The following is an 18,327-nucleotide window of genomic DNA, read 5'->3' on the forward strand; positions in this document are numbered from 1 at the left end:
GGTTCTATTCGCGCGTGCACAATCACAATTGATTGCTTTGAACGTGAACAGAGCACTGCCCAATTGGGTGCTGTGACAGCCAATTACCGGCTTCGCAAAAACAAATCCGGTTCGCCGGAGCAAAATTGAGTTGCTCGAACGCGAGCCTATTCACGAAAGGTGAACACAATGAACAAGTTCAAATCCCTCATCGGCGGTGTCGCACTGTCCGTTGCCGTCGCAAGCACCGCTCTGGCCGCTGGCGTTGAACTGAACGCAAGCTCGACCGGTCTGGCGCTGCAGGGCTATGACCCGGTTGCCTACTTCACCGTCGGCGAAGCCACCAAAGGCAGCTACAAGATCACCGCGCTGCACAATGAAGCGCTGTACCGCTTTGCTTCGGAAGAAAACAAGGCAGCCTTCGAAGCGAACCCAGAGGCGTACCTGCCCGCATATGGCGGCTACTGCGCCTTCGGCACCGCGATGGGCTTCAAGTTCGACGGTGACCCGAACTACTGGAAAATCGTTGACGACAAGCTGTACCTGAACCTGTCGGCCGACATTCAGGAACGCTGGGAAGGCGACATCCCGGGCTTCAACGAACGCGCTGACGCCAACTGGAAAGACATCGCTCACAAGACCCCTGCGGAACTGCAAGAGCAGTAATCCGCTGATTAAATCCAGTGCATCGGCGGCGGATCGTATCCGCCGCCGTTTGTCGTTTGAAGACCCTCTGCTCGGGACCTATCTGATCCAGCAGATAAGCGCCCGATGGCAACGGGCCAGCGCTGCCAGGCAAGCAGGCCATGCGCACACTGTTCGGAATAGCGGAAAGTTCAATGATCCGGCCCGAGGGTCGGACCGTATCTATCGATATGGCCACGCGATGACATGCTGCGGCCGGGTTCTGAGCGAAAGGATAAAGAATGACAGGTAAACTGGCGATTTTCACGACTGTCGCGACTCTGGCGGCGGGATCAGCAATGGCGCAAGCCTCGGGCAACTGGACCGGATTTTACGGCGGTGCGCAGTTGGGATATGCCGATATCGATACCAACCTGTCCGGCGTGGACGGGGATGGCCTGATCGGCGGTATCGTTCTGGGTTACGATTACGATCTGGGCGACTGGGTTGTTGGTGGTGGCTTCGACTATGACTGGACCGATGTGGACCTGTCAGGTGCGGCCACGGTCGAGAACGTCTGGCGCATCAAGGCACGCGCGGGCTACAAGGTGAACCCGCAAGGGCTGCTTTATGGGACCGCGGGCTATGCCGATGCGGATACCGATACGCTGGGCAGCGACAACGGTTGGTTCATTGGCGCCGGCTATGAACAGATCGTGGCCCCGAATATCAGCGTCGGTGGTGAGTTGCTGTACCACGAGTTTGATGACTTCAATTCATCCGGAGTGGATGTCGACGCCACCACGTTCCAAATTCGCGTTGCCTATCGGTTCTGAGGTCAGACTATGGAGCCCGGCGCACAAGCCGGGCTCAGCCCCCTACGGTTCCAGAACCGTACTGCCGGTGGTCTGGCGCGCCTCAAGCGCGCGGTGGGCATCGGCAACCTGATCCAGCGGGAATTGCTGGTCCACATGGATCTTGACCTCGCGCCCTTCCACCTTGCCAAACAACCTACGCGCCATCGCCTGACAAACGGAATGGTCGGCAATATGGGTGAACAGTGTCGGACGGGTGATCTTTAGCGATCCCCTTTGCGCCAGCATTCCCAGATCGAAAGCCGGAACCGGCCCCGACGCATTACCGAACGAGATCATCATGCCCAGCGGTTTGAGGCAGTTCAGAGACCCCTCGAACGTATCCGCGCCAATTGAATCCATAACGACATCAACACCCTTGCCGCCGGTGATTTCGGCGACGCGCTGCTCAAAATCCTCGGTCCGGTAGTTGATGCAATGTGCGGCCCCGTTGAACTGTGCAAGGCTACATTTCTCATCTGTCCCGGCGGTGCCGATCAGCGTGATCCCCTCGGATTTCGCCCATTGGCAGGCGATCAGACCCACACCCCCGGCAGCAGCGTGGAACAGCACCGTATCGCCGCGCTTCAACGGTGTCGTACGATGGAACAGATATTCTACCGTCATGCCCTTCAGCATCATCGCGGCGGCAGAGCGGAACGAGATACTCTCGGGCAGCGGACAGACCTGCGCGGCAGGCATCACGCGTGCCTCGGAATAGGCTCCGGATGGTCCTGCGGCATAGGCGGCGCGCTGGCCGGGTACAAGATGGGTGACACCTTCGCCAACAGCTTCGACCACACCCGCCGCTTCCATACCCAAAGCGTGAGGCAATTCCAGCGGATAAAGCCCGCTGCGTTGATACACATCGATGAAGTTCAAACCGCAGGCGTGATGTCGAATGCGCACCTCGCCGGGGCCCGGCTCACCCAACGGGCGATCCTCGATCCGCAGGACCTCGGGTCCGCCGGTTTCGTGAATGACGACTGTGCGTGCTGTTTGCTGCATGAATGCCTCCGTTTCCTTTTGGAACAAAGCTAACACGCCTGTGCGACAGGGCAATCCTTGCGGTCGCGCAGGGTTGATCGGGCAAGTTTTTGCAAAATATGCTATACTATCTCCAGACGTAGCCGGGTGATCCGGTCACGACCGCACGTCTCACCGGATGCATCCCGCCGCATATCCATGCCAGGGAAGGGGATGATCATGGACAAGACAATCGGAAATCCAGTTAGCTGGGTCGCCCGTCAGATGCGGGCAACCGGCGACCATATGGCGGAATCGGTCAGCGAAATCGGCAGCGCGGATACCAGTGCAATGCCGGTTGTGCACACGCTGACCCTGCAGGATCTGCGCGCCTGTCTGAAGGCGGGGTATGAGGACTTTTTGCAAACCCGCGCAGATGCGGTTTTTGTGATCCTGATCTACCCGATAGCCGGGCTTTTGATGTTCGGAATCGGGCTCAACAAAGACATGGTGCCTTTGCTGGCCCCACTGATTGCGGGCTTTGCGCTGGTCGGACCTGTCGCGGCCGTTGGTCTGTATGAAATCAGTCGCAAGCGGGAACAGGGCGGCGAGGTCCATTGGCTTGATGCGTTTGGTGTTTTCCGCTCGCCCTCATTCGGTGCAATTCTGGCGCTGGGGTTCTATCTGGTCATGCTGTTGCTGATTTGGCTGATGGTCGCGCAGAGCATCTATGCGCAAACGCTCGGGCCTGAGCCTCCAGCTTCGATTACGAGTTTCGTGACCGACATCTTCACCACCAGCGCAGGTTGGGCGATGATTCTGGTCGGAACGACAACGGGCTTTATCTTCGCGTTGATCGCGCTGGCGCTCAGCGTGGTCAGCTTTCCGTTGCTTCTGGACAAGAAGGTGGGCGTGCCGGTGGCCGTCGTAACCTCTGTCCGCGTGCTGCGACACAATCCGCGCGTGATCCTGACATGGGGCGCAATCGTAGCGGCCATGTTGGTACTGGGCGCAATCCCGATGCTGTTGGGGCTGATCGTCGTGATGCCAATCCTCGGCCACGCCACATGGCACCTGTATCGCCGGGCGGTCGCCTGACCACCCGGAGGCCAGATCAGTCAGCAACCTTGAGGACGATCTTGCCGATATGGCCTGAGCTTTCCATCCGCGCATGCGCGGCTGCGGCGTCGGCCAGCTCAAACTCGGAATCCATCACCGGGCCGACCTTCCCCGCCTCAAGCAAGGGCCAGACGGCCTCACGCAGATCCTGCGCAATACGCGCCTTGGCCAGATCGCTTTGCGGGCGCAGGGTGCTGCCGGTCAGGGTCAGTCGCTTGACCATCATCAGGGCAAAATTCAGCTCGACTACAGGGCCTTGCAGAAAGGCGATCTGAACCAGCCGCCCATCCTCGGCCAGAGCCTTGACGTTGCGCGGGATGTAATCACCCCCCACCATGTCTAGGATCAGATTCGCGCCACCTTCTGCGCGCATCGCAGCCACGAAATCCTCATCGCGATAATTGATTGCCTTTTCCGCCCCAAGCTTAAGGCAAGCCTCGCATTTCTCAGCCGAGCCAGCCGTTGCAAAGACCCGAGCGCCAAATGCGTTGGCCAACTGAATTGCGGTCGTTCCGATCCCGCTGGAACCACCATGGACCAGAAAACGTTCCCCTGCTTTCAACCCACCGCGCGTGAATACGTTGGACCAGACGGTAAAGAAGGTCTCAGGCAGGCAGGCCGCTTCTTTCAAACCCATGCCCGCAGGCACCGGCAGGCAATGCGCGGCGGGCGTGGCGACGTATTCGGCATAGCCACCGCCCGGCAACAGCGCGCAGACCTGATCGCCCACGGCCAGACCTTCGACGCCCGAGCCCATTGCAACCACCTCGCCCGAAGCTTCCAGACCCGGAAGATCGCTTGCCCCCGGCGGCGGATCATAGGCCCCGGCCCGCTGCAGCGCGTCCGGACGGTTCACCCCGGCATAGGCCACCTTCAGAATCACCTGACCCTCGGCGGGTTTCGGAATGGGGCGTTCAGTCACCTGCAAAACATCCGGACCACCGGGTTGGGTGATTTCGACAGCACGCATTGTCTGGGTCATGGACATATCTCCTTTGCCTATTGCCTAGCAGGCAGTAGCGCAGAGGCCCAGCAGCAAGTGAAAGCGCTGCGACTATTTTCCGGAGGACAGCGAACCGGGCAGGTTATCGGGCATCTTCACCGGAGCCTTCACCTGACCGGCCAGCCAATTGGGTACGGCCAGGAACGGTTTCAAAAGCGGATTGCCATTCACCTGCGCCTTGAGCTTTTCGAACTGCATCACTCCTTCGATCCGCCGATCAAGGAATTCCCATGTCGCTTGATAGCCCGGGCTGTCATCGCCAAGCCAATACAGCAGGGTCGAGGAATACACGCCCGACAAAGTCGCGCGTTTGGTGTACCAGTTTACGTCATCCGAGCTGTCGCCCAATGCGTCCCAGATCAGATCGCAGGTACCCCAGATCGCCTTGGCCCCGTCTGCGGCGTAGATCGGCAATGCAAACAGCGTCATACCACGCCGCACGGCCTCTTTGTCGTCGACCGCTTGCAGACGGAATCGGACGGCGGCGGCAATCTTGTCGCGAAACTTCAGCTCGCTCAGATCCTCGGTCTTGATCCGCTCCAGCATCGCTTGGTCACCGCGCGCGTGAAAGGCCAGCGCCAGATCAACGGCGCCGCGCGGGCAGATTGCATGGGCCAGTCCCGCATCCAGGTCGCAATCGGCAATCGCCGCGCGAAAGCTGGTTTCGGACCAACCGTCGAACGGCACATGGTTCAGCATAGCGTCCAAAAGCTGTTCTTTGGTGTCTTCATAAGTGGCGGTCATATCGGGTCTCCGGTCTGCGGGTCCAGTACTAGACAAGTTAGGCGCGCTTTGCTATACGGCCACTTCCTGCAATTTCCTTGCAACTCTATCTAGAAAGGTGGTGACAACCACATGCAGGTTAGTGTTCGCGACAATAACGTCGATCAGGCGCTTCGTGCCCTGAAGAAAAAGCTGCAGCGCGAAGGCGTGTTCCGTGAAATGAAGCTGAAGCAACATTTCGAGAAACCGTCCGAGAAAAAAGCGCGCGAGAAAGCTGAAGCGATTCGTCGTGCCCGTAAACTGGCACGCAAGAAAGCCCAGCGCGAAGGTCTGCTCTAAGACTTTCCTCGTCCAGCTTTGGATGACACTATTTGACGACCCCCGAGGCTTCGCCCGGGGGTTTGTCGTTTCAGGACAGGTGACGCACCGCTTAGACGCGGTAACTTGCCGATTTGGCCACATTGCCCACAGTCGGCATATTGCAGCGCATCGAATCGCGGTGCAGTTGCATTCCCTCGCCGAAAAACGCTCATTCGGACTGCGCCCCTATCAACTGTCTTCACCTCCCCGCTATCTGAGCCCGTCCACTCAGACACAACAAAACGGAGGCACTGATGTCGACAGCAAGCACGGTCGAGCGGGAAATGCTGGCGCTGATTAACCAAGAGCGCACATCCCGCGGGTTAGACCCCCTGCAACTTGAGACTCAATTGAATGAATCATCCGAGGACCACAGCGCCTGGATGCTGGATACCGACCGCTTCAGCCACACGGGAGCGGGTGGTTCATCCGCAACGCAGCGCATGCAGGCGGCGGGGTTCGATCTATCGGGCAGTTGGCGCACTGGCGAGAACATCGCGTGGCAATCGGAACGCGGCGCGCCGGGCATCAGCGATGATGTGGCCCAGCTGCACGAAAACCTTATGAACAGCCCCGGCCACCGTGCCAACATCCTGAATCCCGATTTCAAATATATCGGCATCGGGATCGAAACCGGTGACATGCGGGGCTTTGACGCGGTCATGGTTACCCAGAACTTCGCCACCACTCAGGCCGAAGTCATGCTGGATACGGACGGCACGACCCCACCCGTAACCCCGCCGGTCGACGAAGTGGCCGAGCCCGAGGAAGAGGTTGTCACTCCGCCTGAACCCGAAACACCCGCAACCGATGTCACTGAGACCGAGGAGCCGGTGGTCGAAACACCGGAGACCGACGTTACAGAAACAGAAGACCCCGTGGACGAGACGCCGGATACCGACGTGACCGAGACGGAAGAACCTTCGGATGAAACCCCGGACACAGATGTAACCGAGACCGAAGAACCGTCAGATGAGACCCCGGACACGGATGTGACTGAAACCGAAGAGCCGTCAGATGAGACCCCCGAAACTGACGTGACCGAGGTTGAAGAGCCAGAGCCCGATGCCCCGGTGGAAGAGGTCGATGAGCCTGAACCGGAAACCCCGGAAACCGACGTGACCGAAGTCGAGGATCCCATCGATGAAGAAAATGAGGAACCCGCAGTTCCTGAGACCGATGTCACGGAAGTCGAAGAGCCAGAGCCGGAAACGCCTGACACCGACAGCGTCGAAGATGATATGCCCGATATGGCTTGCTTCGATGTGGCGGCTTTCCTGGCCGAGATCGAATCTTTCGTAAACGCGCTTCAGGCCCGTTTCGATCAGTTCGACTGGGCCCCGGTACAGCAGGCCAAGACGCCCGAGCTTGATGATTTTGACTTCGTGCCCGGCGCGGACATGTTCGAAGACGTCACCGAGACCGTCGAAACCGCGTTTGAGGATACGACGGACGATTTCTGCAACGTCTTCACCTACGAAATGAACTGCGCGTTCGATTTCGGCTAATGTCACAATTCAGGCGCGGGGGATCAGTTCTCCCGCGCCACTTTTATGCCCTCAGTAAATCTTCGGCACGTGCAGCTCGTCCGGCAGAATGCGCCGTTCGTATTCGGGGTTATAGCGCCGATCGGGCAGGTTCACTTTTTCCTGCGGAACGTCGTCATAAGGGATCTTCGTCAGCAGGTGTTCGATACAGTTCAGGCGTTCGCGTTTCTTGTCGTTGCCTTCGACAATGTACCACGGGGCCTCCGAGATGTTGGTGCGGAAGAACATGTCTTCCTTTGCCTTCGTATAGGCCTCCCATCGGATACGGGATTCAAGGTCCATGGGCGACAACTTCCACTGTTTCATCGGGTCGTGGATGCGCATCAGGAATCGCAACTGCTGCTCTTCGTCGGTGATCGAGAACCAGTATTTCAACAGGATGATCCCCGACCGCACCAACATACGTTCGAATTCGGGAACGTCTTGAAAGAACTGCTCGACCTGATCTTCGTTGGCAAATCCCATCACCCGCTCGACACCGGCGCGGTTGTACCAGGAGCGGTCGAACAACACGATCTCACCCGCCGCCGGCAGATGCGGCACATAGCGTTGGAAATACCACTGACTCTGCTCACGGCGACTGGGCGCCGGTAGGGCCACGACACGAGCCACACGCGGGTTCAGACGCTGGGTGATCCGCTTGATCACACCCCCCTTGCCCGCGCTGTCGCGCCCCTCGAACAGAATGCAGACCTTTGCCCCGGTATGCACCACCCAGTCCTGCACCTTGATCAGCTCGGCCTGCAGACGCAACAGGTTGCGGAAATACACCTTGCGGTCCAGCATGTCGGGGTGCTGGTCCTTATAGATCTTGCGCACTTCCATCGAGAGCATGGGTTCGCTGAATTCAATTTCAAAATCTTCGTCCAGCGTGTCTTCGAGTTCGGCTTCAAGCCAGTCTTTGGGGGCGCGATCGTTTTCGTAGGCCAAGGTCTGCTCCTTATCATTCACCGGGACCGGACAATATCAGGGCTGTGTAACCGGCGGATGTCATCGCCCGCTGTGATCGTCTAATAAACGCGGCGGACGTTTACGAGGTCTCCGGATCAGGAATACTGGCGCGGTCTTGTTCGGGTTACAAGCGTCTGAATTGCCGCAACACCAGAGAATGCCGCAATTCTGGCGCGACTGCCTGGAATATCAGCACTTGCCTTTCGACCCCCAACTTCCGCATCTAGGATTGGTACGAACGGAGTCTGTCGTGAGCCATCTTCTGCCTCTGCTGCCTGTACTTTGGCCCTGGCTGTTTCTGATTGCTGCCCAGATTGGGATGCTGTTCGGCAGTCGCAACATCGCGCTCATCCTGCTTGCAGCATTCGGAGCAACTGTTCTGTTGCGCGGGCTTGTATCTTGGGATGCAGCACTGATCATCCTTTTGGGCCTGCTGGGGGCCGCTCAGCTCCCCCGTCTCAAGGGCGCGCCGCTGGTATTTGGTCACCTCATTCTAATCGGCTGGTGCCTGGCGCTGGCCTCGCATCTGTTGCCCGGTGTGCGCAACCCGCTGGTTCTTGATCAAGTGCAGGCGGGACCCGAAAGCAGCCTGTTCACGATGTATGTCAATCTGGACAAGCCAATGATCTTCTTTGCCGTGGTGTTGGCGTGGCCTGCGATGCTGAACGCAAAGCACGTCGTCAAATTCGCACCACTGCTCGTTGGGCTGGTGTTGCTGCCCATATTGCTGACCGCAGGCCTGGTATCCGGCGCAGTGAACCCGGAACCCGGCCTGCCCGAGTGGTGGCTAATATTCGCGTTGTCCAATCTGTTCCTGACCTGCCTGACGGAAGAGGCGTTCTTTCGTGGCTATCTTCAATCAGCGATGACCAACCGGTTCGGACCATTGGCAGGCATTGTGACGGCTAGCCTGCTATTCGGCCTTGCCCACGCAGCGGGTGGTGCGGTGTTGGTCTTATTCGCAGCCGTACTCGGGTTCGCCTGCGGTCTTGGCTATTTCGCAACGGGTCGTCTTTGGGTGCCTGTGCTGATGCATTTTGGCTTCAATCTGACCCACTTGCTGCTGTTCACTTATCCCGGCCCGGCTTGACCTCTCAGACCGGCAGAGCGGTTGTCTTGAAAACCGTCCTAAGCGCGAACGAACTTTGCATCTGCGCCACGCCCGGCAGGCGCGACAGGAATTGACGGTGAATACGCGCGAAATCTTCCGTGTTTTCGGCGACAACCTTCAGGATATAATCTGCGGTGCCTGCCATCAGGTGGCATTCCAGCACATCCGGTATCCGTGCGACGGCTTTTTCAAACGCCTCCAGAACTTCTTCTGCCTGTCCTTGCAAGGTGATCTCGACAAAGACGGTTGTTGGTACGTTCAATTTGCGCGCATCCAGCAGAGCCACGTAATCCTTGATGTACCCATCGGCCTCAAGCCGCTGCACGCGGCGGTGACATGCTGACGGCGAAAGGTTTGCCTGTTCCGAAAGCTCCGCATTCGACATTCTGCCTTTGCGCTGCAGCGCTGCGAGAATCTTTCGATCTGTTGCATCCAATGTCATTTGCGCACATCCATCGCGTATATGAAGAAATTCTTCGGATAATTTCCCACAGTTTCAACAATTAGCAAGCGGGGTTTCACAAAAATTGCGCTGCAAATTGCCCATAATTTAGGCAGTTTATAAACGGAGTCTCTCATGAAAATCGGCTGCCCCAAGGAAATCAAACCTCAGGAATTCCGCGTCGGCATGACCCCGAATGCCGCACAGGAAGCAGTGGCACGCGGTCACGAAGTGATCATCGAAACTGGTGCCGGGATGGGCTCGGGCTTTGACAACGATGCCTATTTGGCCGCAGGCGCGCGCATCGTAGACACGGCAGAAGAGGTGTTTGCAACGGCTGACATGATCGTCAAGGTCAAAGAGCCACAAGCCGTCGAGCGCAAAATGCTGCGCGAAGGTCAGTTGCTGTTCACCTATCTGCACCTTGCACCCGATCCGGATCAAACTCATGACCTGCTGGCCTCCGGCTGCACCGCGATTGCTTATGAAACCGTGACGGATTCCAGCGGCGGCCTACCCTTGCTGGCCCCGATGTCCGAGGTCGCGGGACGGCTGGCCCCTCAGGTCGGATCGTGGACCCTTCAGAAAGCCAATGGCGGGCGCGGCGTTCTGATGGGCGGCGTCCCCGGCGTTGGCCCTGCCAAAGTGGTGGTGATCGGCGGTGGCGTTGTAGGTACTCACGCAGCCCAAATCGCTGCGGGTATGGGTGCAGATGTCACTGTACTGGACCGCTCTCTGCCGCGCCTGCGTTATCTGGATGACGTGTTTGGCGGCCGTTTCAAGAACCAGTATTCGACCGCAGGCGCCACTGCTGAATTGATCCAGGACGCCGATATGGTAATCGGTGCGGTCCTGATCCCCGGCGCTGCAGCACCAAAGCTGATCACGCGAGAGCAGCTCTCGACCATGAAACCCGGTGCGGTTCTGGTAGATGTGGCGATTGATCAAGGCGGCTGCTTCGAGACATCGAAAGCGACCACCCACGCCGATCCGATCTATGACGTCGACGGCATCATGCACTATTGCGTCGCCAACATGCCAGGCGCGGTCGCACGCACCTCGACCATCGCGCTGGGCAACGCAACGATGCCGTTCATGTTGTCGCTGGCGGACAAGGGCTGGAAACAGGCTTGCCAGGACGATCCGCATTTGCTGGCCGGTCTGAACGTGCATGCCGGTCAACTGACCTATTACGCGGTGGGCAAAGCGCTGGGCATCGATGTGGTCGCCCCCAGCCTTGTGATCAAATCATAAACCCTCCCTCCGCTGAAAGCGCTCTCTGACGAGAGTGCTTTACAGCGTTGGGCTAGGCGCCGCGCTTGTTGCGCGGCGCGGCAGCGCTAGTTGAAACCTTAGCAAAAACGAAAGCGCCGCGCAGAATGCGCGGCGCTTGGCCCAACCGGAGGAGGGCATTTCCAATGCCCGCTCGACGGGTGGGAGGGCTCAGCCCTCTTTGTGGATCTCCACCGAATGCGGATAGGGGATCGAAACACCCTTCGCGTCGAATGCTTCTTTGACCGCTTTGGTAAGCTCAAACTTCACATCCCAGTAATCCGCAGCCGCACACCAGACGCGGGTCGTCAGATCCACCGAACTGTCCCCCAGGTTGGTGACCCGCACCCATGGTTCGGGGTCGCCCATAACCCGCGCATCCGCCTTAGCCACATCCAGAATGATATTCATCGCTTCATCTGCACTGTCGCCATAGTCGATGCCAAACACCAGATCGACCCGGCGCGTGTCATGCGCAGAAAAGTTGGTGATCACAGATCCCCAGGCCTGACCGTTCGGGACGATGATCTGAACGTTATCCGGCGTCACCAGTTCAGTGGTGAACAGGTTCAGGTCCTTCACCGTACCCGCGGTACCACCGACATCCACATATTGACCAAGCTTGTAGGGGCGGAACACCACCAGCATCACCCCGGCTGCCAGATCACTGAGCGTACCTTGCAGCGCCAGACCGATAGCCAGCGACGCCGCACCCAGAATGGCGACGATGCTGGTGGCCTCGATCCCGAAAATGCCCAGCACGGCAACCAGAACCATGGCCAGAATGGCCCATTTGATCATGCTGGCAGCAAAGTTGCCCAGCGTTGGATCAATCTGAGGCGTCTTGTTGATGCGGCGGCGCACAACACCCGAGATCATCCCGGCCATGATCCAGCCCAAAATGAGAACGATCAGGGCCTTGCCCGCGTTCAACAATATCGGCAGATAGCCATTTGCCATACCCATGGCTTGGTTCGCCATTTCGATCGTCTGATCCATTCTGACCTTTCCTTCTTTCAGTCATTTCATAAAATGTGGCCTCGCCAAACCGGCGAGGCCACAACCCGCACAATTGGCAGGGTTTACTTCTTGAGTGCGTCGCGGATTTCCACCAGGATGTCCAGCTCGCTGGGGCCTGCGGGTGCCTCTTCGGCCGCCTCTTCTTCGGCCGCAGCGGCGTCCTTGATCCGGTTGACCATTTTCACCAGCAGGAACACGACCCACGCTATGATCAGGAAGTTGATGATCGCCATGATGAACGCGCCATAGGCAAAGACCGATGCACCGGTTTCGCGGGCAGCTTCTAGGCTTGCACCTTCGGCTACTTCACCGGCCAGAACAGCATAATTGTTGGTAAAGTCGATACCGCCGGTGAACAGACCGATGAGCGGGTTGATCAGGTCGCCCACCAGAGATGTGACAATTGCGGTAAACGCCGCGCCGATGATGATACCGACAGCCATATCCATGACATTGCCCTTGGCAATAAACGTCTTGAATTCCTGAATCATGTTTCCCTCTCTTCGGTGGTGTTTAACCGATTGTTTTGGTTTTCGCGCGCAGGCGCAGAGTAATTGTGCGCTAATTGCACTATTAAATGCATGTTTTTATGGGAAACAGCGCCTATTTTTCCCCGAACGGCATTTTTCAGGAGGTCCCATGCCCGCCCTCGCATCCTATTCCATTATTGACAAGTGGCCCGCCCGGGACCCGAGTGTCATTCAGCTGTATTCCTTTCCCACCCCGAATGGTGTGAAAGCCTCAATCATGCTTGAGGAGACCGGCCTGCCTTATGAGGCGCATCTGGTCACGCTGGCAGACGCAGATGTCAAAAGTCCCGAATTTCTGTCGCTGAACCCCAACAACAAGATCCCGGCGCTGATCGATCCGAATGGACCCGATGGCGAACCACTGGGTCTTTTTGAAAGCGGGGCGATCCTTCTGTATCTGGCTGAAAAAAGCAACATGCTGCTGGGCCGGACCAAAGCGGACAAGCATCGGGTCACCCAATGGCTGATGTTCCAGATGGGTGGGTTGGGGCCGATGTTCGGTCAGCTGGGTTATTTCCACAAATTCGCTGGCAGCGAGATCGAAGACCCCCGCCCTCGCGAACGCTATGTGACCGAGGCCAAACGCCTGTTGAACGTTCTGAACACGCAGCTGGATGGGCAGGATTGGATCGCCGGAGACTATTCGATCGCAGATATCGCCATCGCGCCCTGGTTGCGTGGCCTCGATTATTACGGCGTCAAAGAGATGATCGGCTGGGAAGGCTACACCAATGTCATCGCCTATCTCGACCGCTTCCTTGAACGGCCTACGGTCCAAAAGGGTCTGACTATCCCCCCACGGGACTGACCTGAAAACCGGGCAACGGTGCCTCGGCGCCGCGCCCGCCTACAGGCTTAGCCGGGCAAGCGGCCCGACTCGACATAGCGAAGAATTTCCACGACCTGCGAAGGCTCCTCGGCGACGGCGAGCGCAGCAGCATCCACTTCTTTCAGGGCGTGCTGATGATCGGGGCCGTGCAGAACGATGATCGATTTGCCCAGAGCCGCCGCATATCCCGCATCAAAAGCCGCGTTCCACTGCTTGTACTTGTCACCAAAGCGCACAACGACGATGTCTGCCTCTGAAATCCCCTTGCGGGTCCGGATCGCGTTCACCATCGCACCCTTGTGGTCGTGCCAATACTTGTTTGGTTCCTCACCCAAGATCGCAACGCCGCAATCGTCCGAGGCTGCATGGTCTGTCACTGGGCTGCTGAACACGACGTCCAACCCTTCGGCACCAGTGATGATTTGTTCGCGCCAATCCGTGTGAATCTCACCGGACAGATAAACCTTTAGCATCTCTTGCTCCTCCCGTGAAAAAGGGGCGCAGCCGCCCCTTCGTCTTCTCAGAAATACTCCCGCCAAAGGCGGATGCAGTCTTAGCCGCGTAGCACGCCGCCCGTGGCTTTCGCCACCTTCTCGACGATCTTGGCACTGACCGCCTCGATGTCTTTTTCCTTCAAAGTCGTGTCCGAAGGCTGCAGCCGCACGGTGATGGCCAAAGATTTCTTGCCCTCGCCCAGACTGCCGCCGATGAACTCGTCAAAGACGCGCACATCTTCGATCAGCACCTTATCGGCACCCGCGGCCGCATTCACCAGTGTCAGTGCCTCGATATCGGCATCCACGACGAAGGCGAAATCGCGTTCGACCGCCTGAAGGTCTCGCAGTTCCAGCGCCGAGCGGGTCGCGCCCGATTTGCGCGGCATCGGCACCTCATCCGGCCAGATGGTGAAAGCCATCGCGGGACCTTTGATGTCCATTGCCTGCAACACGCGTGGGTGCAGTTCGCCGAACACGCCCAGCACCTTCTTCGGCCCCAGACAGATCTTGCCATGGCGGCCCGGGTGCCACCACGCATCACCGTCCCGCATGATCTGCACCTTGGCAGGCGCGCCGATTGCGGCCAACACCGCCTCGGCATCCGCCTTGGCGTCGAACACATCGACCGGGCGAGAAGCACCATGAACGTCTTTCGGTCCCGACCGACCCACCAGCAGGCCCGAGATCTGCGTTTTCTGATCCCCCGGCTCGCCATCGTGGAACACCGGCCCAACCTCGAACAAGGCCAGATCCGCATAACCCCGCGCCTGATTGCGCGCAGCCGCCTGCAGCAGACCGGGCAGCAGATCGGGACGCATATGGCTCATCTCGGACGAGATGGGGTTTTCCAGCATAGTCTTGTCGTCACCGCCATCAAACAGCACCGCCGAGGCCTGATCGATGAAAGTATAGGTCACGCATTCATTGTACCCCAGCGCGGCACAGGTCCGGCGGGCCATGGACTGACGGCGCTGTGCCGGTGTCATCACGGGCTTAGGAATACCATCCGTCACACGCGACAAAGGCTTGCCCTGCAGCTTGGTCAGGGACGCGATCCGCGCGACCTCTTCCACCAGATCGGCTTCACCCATGATATCGGGACGCCAGCTGGGTACATGCGCCATCTCGCCGTCCAGACGGAAGCCGAGGCGTGTCAGGGTCTGCCGCTGCTCGCTCTCAGGGATGTCCATCCCGACCAAGGACTGCACCCGCGCCGCATCCAGCTTATAGGCCCGCGCATGGTTCGGGGCCTTGCCAGCCTCGACCACGTTCGAGGCTTCACCGCCGCAAATATCCAGGATCATCTGCGTCGCATGTTCCAGCCCTTCACGGGTGTATTCCGGGTCGACACCACGCTCGAACCGATAGCGCGCGTCCGAGTTAATCTTCAGCGCCCGGCCGGTCAGAGCGATCTGCACGTGATCCCAGAACGCGCTTTCAAGGAAGACGTTCACCGTCTCTTCGGTGCAGCCGGTTTGCTCACCACCCATGATCCCGGCGATCGATTCCGGACCCTTGTCGTCAGAAATGACCATCATGCCGGGTTGCAGGGTGTATTCCTTCTCGTCCAACGCCACCAGCTTCTCGCCGCCTTTGGCGCGATGCACACGCAGGTTGCCTTGCACCTTGTCAGCATCGAATACGTGCAGCGGGCGGTTGTGATCGAAGGTCATGTAATTGGTGATGTCCACCAAAGCCGAGATTGGGCGCAGACCGATGGCCTTCAACTGATCCTGCAGCCATTGCGGGCTGGGGCCGTTCTTCACGCCCTTGATCAAACGCCCCGTGAAATGCGGAGCGCCATCCAGCGTGTCCTCGTCAATGCTCACCTTGATCGGGCTTTCGAAATCACCCGGCACCGGGGCATAGTCGCGCTGTTTCAGCGTACCAATGCCCCGCGCGGCCAGATCACGCGCAATCCCCTCGACGCCCAGCGCATCGGGGCGGTTCGGCGTGATTGCGATCTCGATCATCGGATCAACCTTCGTCGGGTCGTTCTCGGCCAACCAGTCGACGAATTTGTCGCCAACCTCGCCCGAGGGCAGCTCAATGATGCCGTCATGCTCGTCCGACAGCTCCAGCTCGCGTTCCGAGGCCATCATGCCAAAGCTCTCGACACCGCGGATTTTGCCGACGCTGATGGTGATATCCAAACCAGGGATATACATGCCCGGCTTACATACGACGACCGTGATGCCCTCGCGTGCGTTGGGCGCACCGCAGATGATCTGCAGATCGCCCTCATCGGTCTCAACCGTGCAGACGCGCAGCTTGTCGGCATCCGGGTGCTTCTCGGCATGTTTCACATGGCCCAGCGTAAAGTCCGCCAGCCGGTCCGCCGGGTTCACGATCTCTTCGACCTCAAGGCCCAGATCGGTCAGCGCCTCGGCGATCTCGTCCACCGAAGCATCGGTATCAAGGTGGTCCTTCAGCCAGGAAAGAGTGAATTTCATCGGTCGGTTTCCGCCAGTAAATCTCGGGTCAGACCGCATGTAGCGGATATTGCACACAGGGGAAAGAGGGCGCGTGGCGTCCCCCTCCCTACTCCTCTGCGACCGTGTTTGAAACGCTGTCCGATCCGACAAACACCGCCAGAACCCTTGCAATTCCATCACCGGTGTTCTCGCCCGCATGTGAAGAATGCAGCGCCTCGACCAATGCGTCGCCGGTTCTGAAGACCCGGATACCCGCCGCGCCGTAATCGACGGTAATCTCACCTTCCAGAATATAGGCCGCCAGAGGAGCCTCGTGATGATGCAAACCGGTTTTCTGCCCCGGCTGCAGAGTGACGATGGCCATGGTGATCTGCGGCGTGCCTGCGGGGTATTCCAGTGGCTCACCCGCGACTGTGGTATCGGTCTGCAACAGGACATCAACCGGAGGATAAGTGTCACGGGCGAAGGCAGGCGCGGCGGCCAGAATCAGGGCGAGCGGCAACAGTCTCATCAGATAGGGTCCTTAATCAGGTTGCACCGCATAGGGGAGTGTGAACGCGCGGCGATGTCAAACACCTCAGGGATAGGTCGGTTTGCGCCCCAACAGTTCATCCAGTTGTCGCCCGATCCAGCCATGCGGGATGAAATGCCCGCCCGGATGGGTGTCCAATGTGACCTGCCCGCGTGCGCAATCGGTCCATTCCACGCGGCTGAGGGTCAGGATCGGAACAACGCTCCAATCCCCGCGCGGGGTCGCATCGTGGCAGTCATAAGCCGCACGCCACAGCGCGACCGGATAAGTCGTGTCGCCATTCGCGCCATAGGGAAAATCCATCACCGTATCGCTCAGCCCGTGCACATGGCGTGCCTCGCGCGGGGCTTCGGGGCAGTCTTCCGTCTGACGGATGCTGCCCGCAACGGCCAGCAAGGCGGCAATATCATTGCCCGACTGGCACACATAGCGCCACGCCATTGCGCCGCCGAAGGAATAGCCCGAGACATAGATACGGTCCGGATCAATCGGATAGCGTTTGGCGACGTCCTGCAGCACCGCATCGGCAAAAGGCACATCGCCCGTGTCCGACGTCCAGAAATCCCAGCTTTTGCCCAAACCGTTCGGGGCCACCAGCAACACGCCCCGCAGCTTGGTCGCCCCGGCGATGCGTTCATGATTGACCACCACAGTCCCCTGCCGCGCCCAGCCGTGGAAATGCAACAGCACCGGCAGAGGCGTTTCCCCGTCCCAGCCCTCGGGCTCGAGCACATGGTACGAGCGGTCACCGACCTCGCAGGCAACATCACCGTGGCAGGTATCCACGGCGGCGGCTTGGGTGGCGGTCAGCAGAAGAAGGCAGAGCAGTCGATAGATCATAGGCCGGAGCCTAGCCACCTGACGCCAACTGTCACGTCACAACCCTGTGGGAACCTGTAACAAGCCGTGCAGGCACCAGACCGTGGGATGGCGAGCCTTAGTCGGTGGTGGGCACTTTAAACTGGCCAAATCCGCGCGCTGTTCGAGCGGTGCGCTGACGGAGACAAATCGCCAGCCCGTGCGGGCGGTCTGGCGATGGCGCGGGGGCCTATCGGCCTTTGCTCCGCGCTTCTCCCCTCAGTCTATACTCTAATGTCAATCCACCCAACTGCGATCGCAATTGCAAACGCCACTACACTCAAAACAAAAAAGATACTTGCTTTGGAATGGAAGCTCTCCATGCGAGCTAGTTTCTCTGCCAAATACAAAACCCAATCTTCGTGTGACTTCTTTGGCACAACTTTGTTTTCCACCACGGGAACTTGCCTCATCGAGAGAGAAAACATGGCAATTGCAACTAACAACAGAACGAAAGCAATGAGTTGGAGGAAATCGACCAAATAATTTTGCGGAGTTCCAATCAAAAAGCTGATAACGGAAAAGCCAGACTTAGGACTAAGCCCTCCCAGGGCTTTCAATACACCTAAGCCACCGAACGCTGAAACGGCGAGTGTGAAGCTTCTCTTTGACCGATCCTGCAGACCATTAATCAGTCGCAACATTCGTTGCACACGGTTAATGGAGTATACAGCA

Annotated in this window: 20 protein-coding genes; 8 read left to right on the forward strand and 12 right to left on the reverse strand. The window is 58.6% G+C overall.

Translation table 11 applies throughout. The features are described from left to right. Positions 1-168: 168 nt before the first annotated feature. Both ACR3EM_RS12265 and ACR3EM_RS12270 read left to right on the forward strand, forming a co-directional pair. Positions 169-645, forward strand: a complete 477-nt coding sequence (locus tag ACR3EM_RS12265) for a YHS domain-containing (seleno)protein (protein ID WP_480470968.1) — start codon at positions 169-171, stop codon at positions 643-645. Positions 646-905: 260 nt separating this feature from the next. After that, entirely contained in the window at positions 906-1,439 is a 534-nt protein-coding gene (locus ACR3EM_RS12270) for an outer membrane protein (protein WP_480470969.1), read from the forward strand. 42 nt (positions 1,440-1,481) lie between these two features. Here the strand turns inward: ACR3EM_RS12270 and ACR3EM_RS12275 are convergent, their stop codons facing one another. Next, complete coding sequence (locus ACR3EM_RS12275; protein WP_480470970.1) at positions 1,482-2,465, reverse strand: quinone oxidoreductase family protein; 984 nt, start codon at positions 2,463-2,465, stop codon at positions 1,482-1,484. Between the two features lie 198 nt (positions 2,466-2,663). Here ACR3EM_RS12275 and ACR3EM_RS12280 point away from each other — a divergent pair, with 198 nt between their 5' ends. Beyond that, the gene (locus ACR3EM_RS12280; RefSeq protein ID WP_480470971.1) at positions 2,664-3,521 is read left to right on the forward strand and encodes a DUF2189 domain-containing protein; all 858 of its coding nucleotides are present in this window, start codon (positions 2,664-2,666) and stop codon (positions 3,519-3,521) included. A 16-nt stretch (positions 3,522-3,537) separates the two neighbouring features. Here the strand turns inward: ACR3EM_RS12280 and ACR3EM_RS12285 are convergent, their stop codons facing one another. Continuing rightward, the gene (locus ACR3EM_RS12285) at positions 3,538-4,524 is read right to left on the reverse strand and encodes an NAD(P)H-quinone oxidoreductase (protein ID WP_480470972.1); all 987 of its coding nucleotides are present in this window, start codon (positions 4,522-4,524) and stop codon (positions 3,538-3,540) included. Positions 4,525-4,596: 72 nt separating this feature from the next. Beyond that, entirely contained in the window at positions 4,597-5,289 is a 693-nt protein-coding gene (locus tag ACR3EM_RS12290; protein ID WP_480470973.1) for a COQ9 family protein, read from the reverse strand. A gap of 111 nt (positions 5,290-5,400) precedes the next feature. Here ACR3EM_RS12290 and rpsU point away from each other — a divergent pair, with 111 nt between their 5' ends. Together rpsU and ACR3EM_RS12300 are read left to right on the forward strand one after the other, a co-directional pair. Then, on the forward strand, positions 5,401-5,607 hold the full coding sequence (gene rpsU / locus ACR3EM_RS12295; RefSeq protein WP_005614280.1) for a 30S ribosomal protein S21: 207 nt from the start codon (positions 5,401-5,403) through the stop codon (positions 5,605-5,607). Between the two features lie 275 nt (positions 5,608-5,882). Next, entirely contained in the window at positions 5,883-7,136 is a 1,254-nt protein-coding gene (locus ACR3EM_RS12300) for a CAP domain-containing protein (protein ID WP_480470974.1), read from the forward strand. Positions 7,137-7,187: 51 nt separating this feature from the next. On the opposite strand, the gene ppk2 is transcribed toward ACR3EM_RS12300, so the two are convergent. After that, the gene (gene ppk2, locus ACR3EM_RS12305) at positions 7,188-8,105 is read right to left on the reverse strand and encodes a polyphosphate kinase 2 (RefSeq protein ID WP_480470975.1); all 918 of its coding nucleotides are present in this window, start codon (positions 8,103-8,105) and stop codon (positions 7,188-7,190) included. Between the two features lie 271 nt (positions 8,106-8,376). On the opposite strand from ppk2, the gene ACR3EM_RS12310 reads away from it, so the two are divergent. Beyond that, positions 8,377-9,216, forward strand: coding sequence for a CPBP family intramembrane glutamic endopeptidase (locus ACR3EM_RS12310; protein WP_480470976.1), 840 nt, complete (start codon positions 8,377-8,379; stop codon positions 9,214-9,216). 4 nt (positions 9,217-9,220) lie between these two features. Here ACR3EM_RS12310 and ACR3EM_RS12315 read toward each other — a convergent pair whose 3' ends face one another. Next, positions 9,221-9,679 (reverse strand): Lrp/AsnC family transcriptional regulator, encoded by a 459-nt coding sequence (locus tag ACR3EM_RS12315; RefSeq protein WP_480470977.1) that lies wholly within the window; start codon positions 9,677-9,679, stop codon positions 9,221-9,223. A 135-nt stretch (positions 9,680-9,814) separates the two neighbouring features. Between ACR3EM_RS12315 and ald the strand changes: the two genes are divergently transcribed. Continuing rightward, positions 9,815-10,933, forward strand: a complete 1,119-nt coding sequence (gene ald, locus ACR3EM_RS12320) for an alanine dehydrogenase (RefSeq protein ID WP_480470978.1) — start codon at positions 9,815-9,817, stop codon at positions 10,931-10,933. 189 nt (positions 10,934-11,122) lie between these two features. Here ald and ACR3EM_RS12325 read toward each other — a convergent pair whose 3' ends face one another. Next, positions 11,123-11,917 carry a mechanosensitive ion channel family protein gene (locus ACR3EM_RS12325; RefSeq protein ID WP_480471925.1) on the reverse strand — a complete coding sequence of 265 codons (795 nt, stop codon included), beginning with the start codon at positions 11,915-11,917 and terminating at the stop codon, positions 11,123-11,125. A gap of 116 nt (positions 11,918-12,033) precedes the next feature. Then, positions 12,034-12,462: a large conductance mechanosensitive channel protein MscL gene (gene mscL / locus ACR3EM_RS12330; RefSeq protein WP_480470979.1), complete on the reverse strand. Its 429-nt coding sequence runs from the start codon at positions 12,460-12,462 to the stop codon at positions 12,034-12,036. A 148-nt stretch (positions 12,463-12,610) separates the two neighbouring features. Between mscL and ACR3EM_RS12335 the strand changes: the two genes are divergently transcribed. Then, positions 12,611-13,309: a glutathione S-transferase family protein gene (locus tag ACR3EM_RS12335; protein ID WP_480470980.1), complete on the forward strand. Its 699-nt coding sequence runs from the start codon at positions 12,611-12,613 to the stop codon at positions 13,307-13,309. Positions 13,310-13,356: 47 nt separating this feature from the next. On the opposite strand, the gene ACR3EM_RS12340 is transcribed toward ACR3EM_RS12335, so the two are convergent. The 5 genes from ACR3EM_RS12340 to ACR3EM_RS12360 form a co-directional block, all read right to left on the reverse strand. Beyond that, a complete protein-coding gene (locus tag ACR3EM_RS12340; RefSeq protein WP_480470981.1) occupies positions 13,357-13,803 on the reverse strand; it encodes a YtoQ family protein in 447 nt (148 codons plus the stop codon). Positions 13,804-13,883: 80 nt separating this feature from the next. Further along, positions 13,884-16,280, reverse strand: coding sequence for a phenylalanine--tRNA ligase subunit beta (gene pheT, locus ACR3EM_RS12345; protein WP_480470982.1), 2,397 nt, complete (start codon positions 16,278-16,280; stop codon positions 13,884-13,886). Between the two features lie 88 nt (positions 16,281-16,368). Further along, the gene (locus tag ACR3EM_RS12350) at positions 16,369-16,773 is read right to left on the reverse strand and encodes a cupin domain-containing protein (protein ID WP_480470983.1); all 405 of its coding nucleotides are present in this window, start codon (positions 16,771-16,773) and stop codon (positions 16,369-16,371) included. Positions 16,774-16,839: 66 nt separating this feature from the next. Continuing rightward, on the reverse strand, positions 16,840-17,634 hold the full coding sequence (locus ACR3EM_RS12355; RefSeq protein ID WP_480470984.1) for a CE1 family esterase: 795 nt from the start codon (positions 17,632-17,634) through the stop codon (positions 16,840-16,842). A 242-nt stretch (positions 17,635-17,876) separates the two neighbouring features. Next, on the reverse strand, positions 17,877-18,296 hold the full coding sequence (locus ACR3EM_RS12360) for a hypothetical protein (protein ID WP_480470985.1): 420 nt from the start codon (positions 18,294-18,296) through the stop codon (positions 17,877-17,879). Positions 18,297-18,327: the final 31 nt, after the last annotated feature.

It is taken from the genome of Ruegeria sp. AH3, from assembly GCF_056536265.1.

Bases quoted from the DNA above. Each gene is read 5' to 3' on its own strand.
- ACR3EM_RS12285 (WP_480470972.1), bottom strand. From the start codon at position 4,524: ATGACCCAGACAATGCGTGCTGTCGAAATCACCCAACCCGGTGGTCCG.
- rpsU (WP_005614280.1), top strand. From the start codon at position 5,401: ATGCAGGTTAGTGTTCGCGACAATAACGTCGATCAGGCGCTTCGTGCC.
- ACR3EM_RS12300 (WP_480470974.1), top strand. From the start codon at position 5,883: ATGTCGACAGCAAGCACGGTCGAGCGGGAAATGCTGGCGCTGATTAAC.
- ACR3EM_RS12270 (WP_480470969.1), top strand. From the start codon at position 906: ATGACAGGTAAACTGGCGATTTTCACGACTGTCGCGACTCTGGCGGCG.
- ACR3EM_RS12315 (WP_480470977.1), bottom strand. From the start codon at position 9,679: ATGACATTGGATGCAACAGATCGAAAGATTCTCGCAGCGCTGCAGCGC.
- ACR3EM_RS12335 (WP_480470980.1), top strand. From the start codon at position 12,611: ATGCCCGCCCTCGCATCCTATTCCATTATTGACAAGTGGCCCGCCCGG.
- ACR3EM_RS12350 (WP_480470983.1), bottom strand. From the start codon at position 16,773: ATGAGACTGTTGCCGCTCGCCCTGATTCTGGCCGCCGCGCCTGCCTTC.
- ACR3EM_RS12265 (WP_480470968.1), top strand. From the start codon at position 169: ATGAACAAGTTCAAATCCCTCATCGGCGGTGTCGCACTGTCCGTTGCC.
- ACR3EM_RS12340 (WP_480470981.1), bottom strand. From the start codon at position 13,803: ATGCTAAAGGTTTATCTGTCCGGTGAGATTCACACGGATTGGCGCGAA.
- pheT (WP_480470982.1), bottom strand. From the start codon at position 16,280: ATGAAATTCACTCTTTCCTGGCTGAAGGACCACCTTGATACCGATGCT.
- ACR3EM_RS12280 (WP_480470971.1), top strand. From the start codon at position 2,664: ATGGACAAGACAATCGGAAATCCAGTTAGCTGGGTCGCCCGTCAGATG.
- ACR3EM_RS12360 (WP_480470985.1), bottom strand. From the start codon at position 18,296: ATGTTGCGACTGATTAATGGTCTGCAGGATCGGTCAAAGAGAAGCTTC.
- ACR3EM_RS12355 (WP_480470984.1), bottom strand. From the start codon at position 17,634: ATGATCTATCGACTGCTCTGCCTTCTTCTGCTGACCGCCACCCAAGCC.
- ACR3EM_RS12275 (WP_480470970.1), bottom strand. From the start codon at position 2,465: ATGCAGCAAACAGCACGCACAGTCGTCATTCACGAAACCGGCGGACCC.
- ACR3EM_RS12290 (WP_480470973.1), bottom strand. From the start codon at position 5,289: ATGACCGCCACTTATGAAGACACCAAAGAACAGCTTTTGGACGCTATG.
- ACR3EM_RS12325 (WP_480471925.1), bottom strand. From the start codon at position 11,917: ATGGGTATGGCAAATGGCTATCTGCCGATATTGTTGAACGCGGGCAAG.
- ald (WP_480470978.1), top strand. From the start codon at position 9,815: ATGAAAATCGGCTGCCCCAAGGAAATCAAACCTCAGGAATTCCGCGTC.
- mscL (WP_480470979.1), bottom strand. From the start codon at position 12,462: ATGATTCAGGAATTCAAGACGTTTATTGCCAAGGGCAATGTCATGGAT.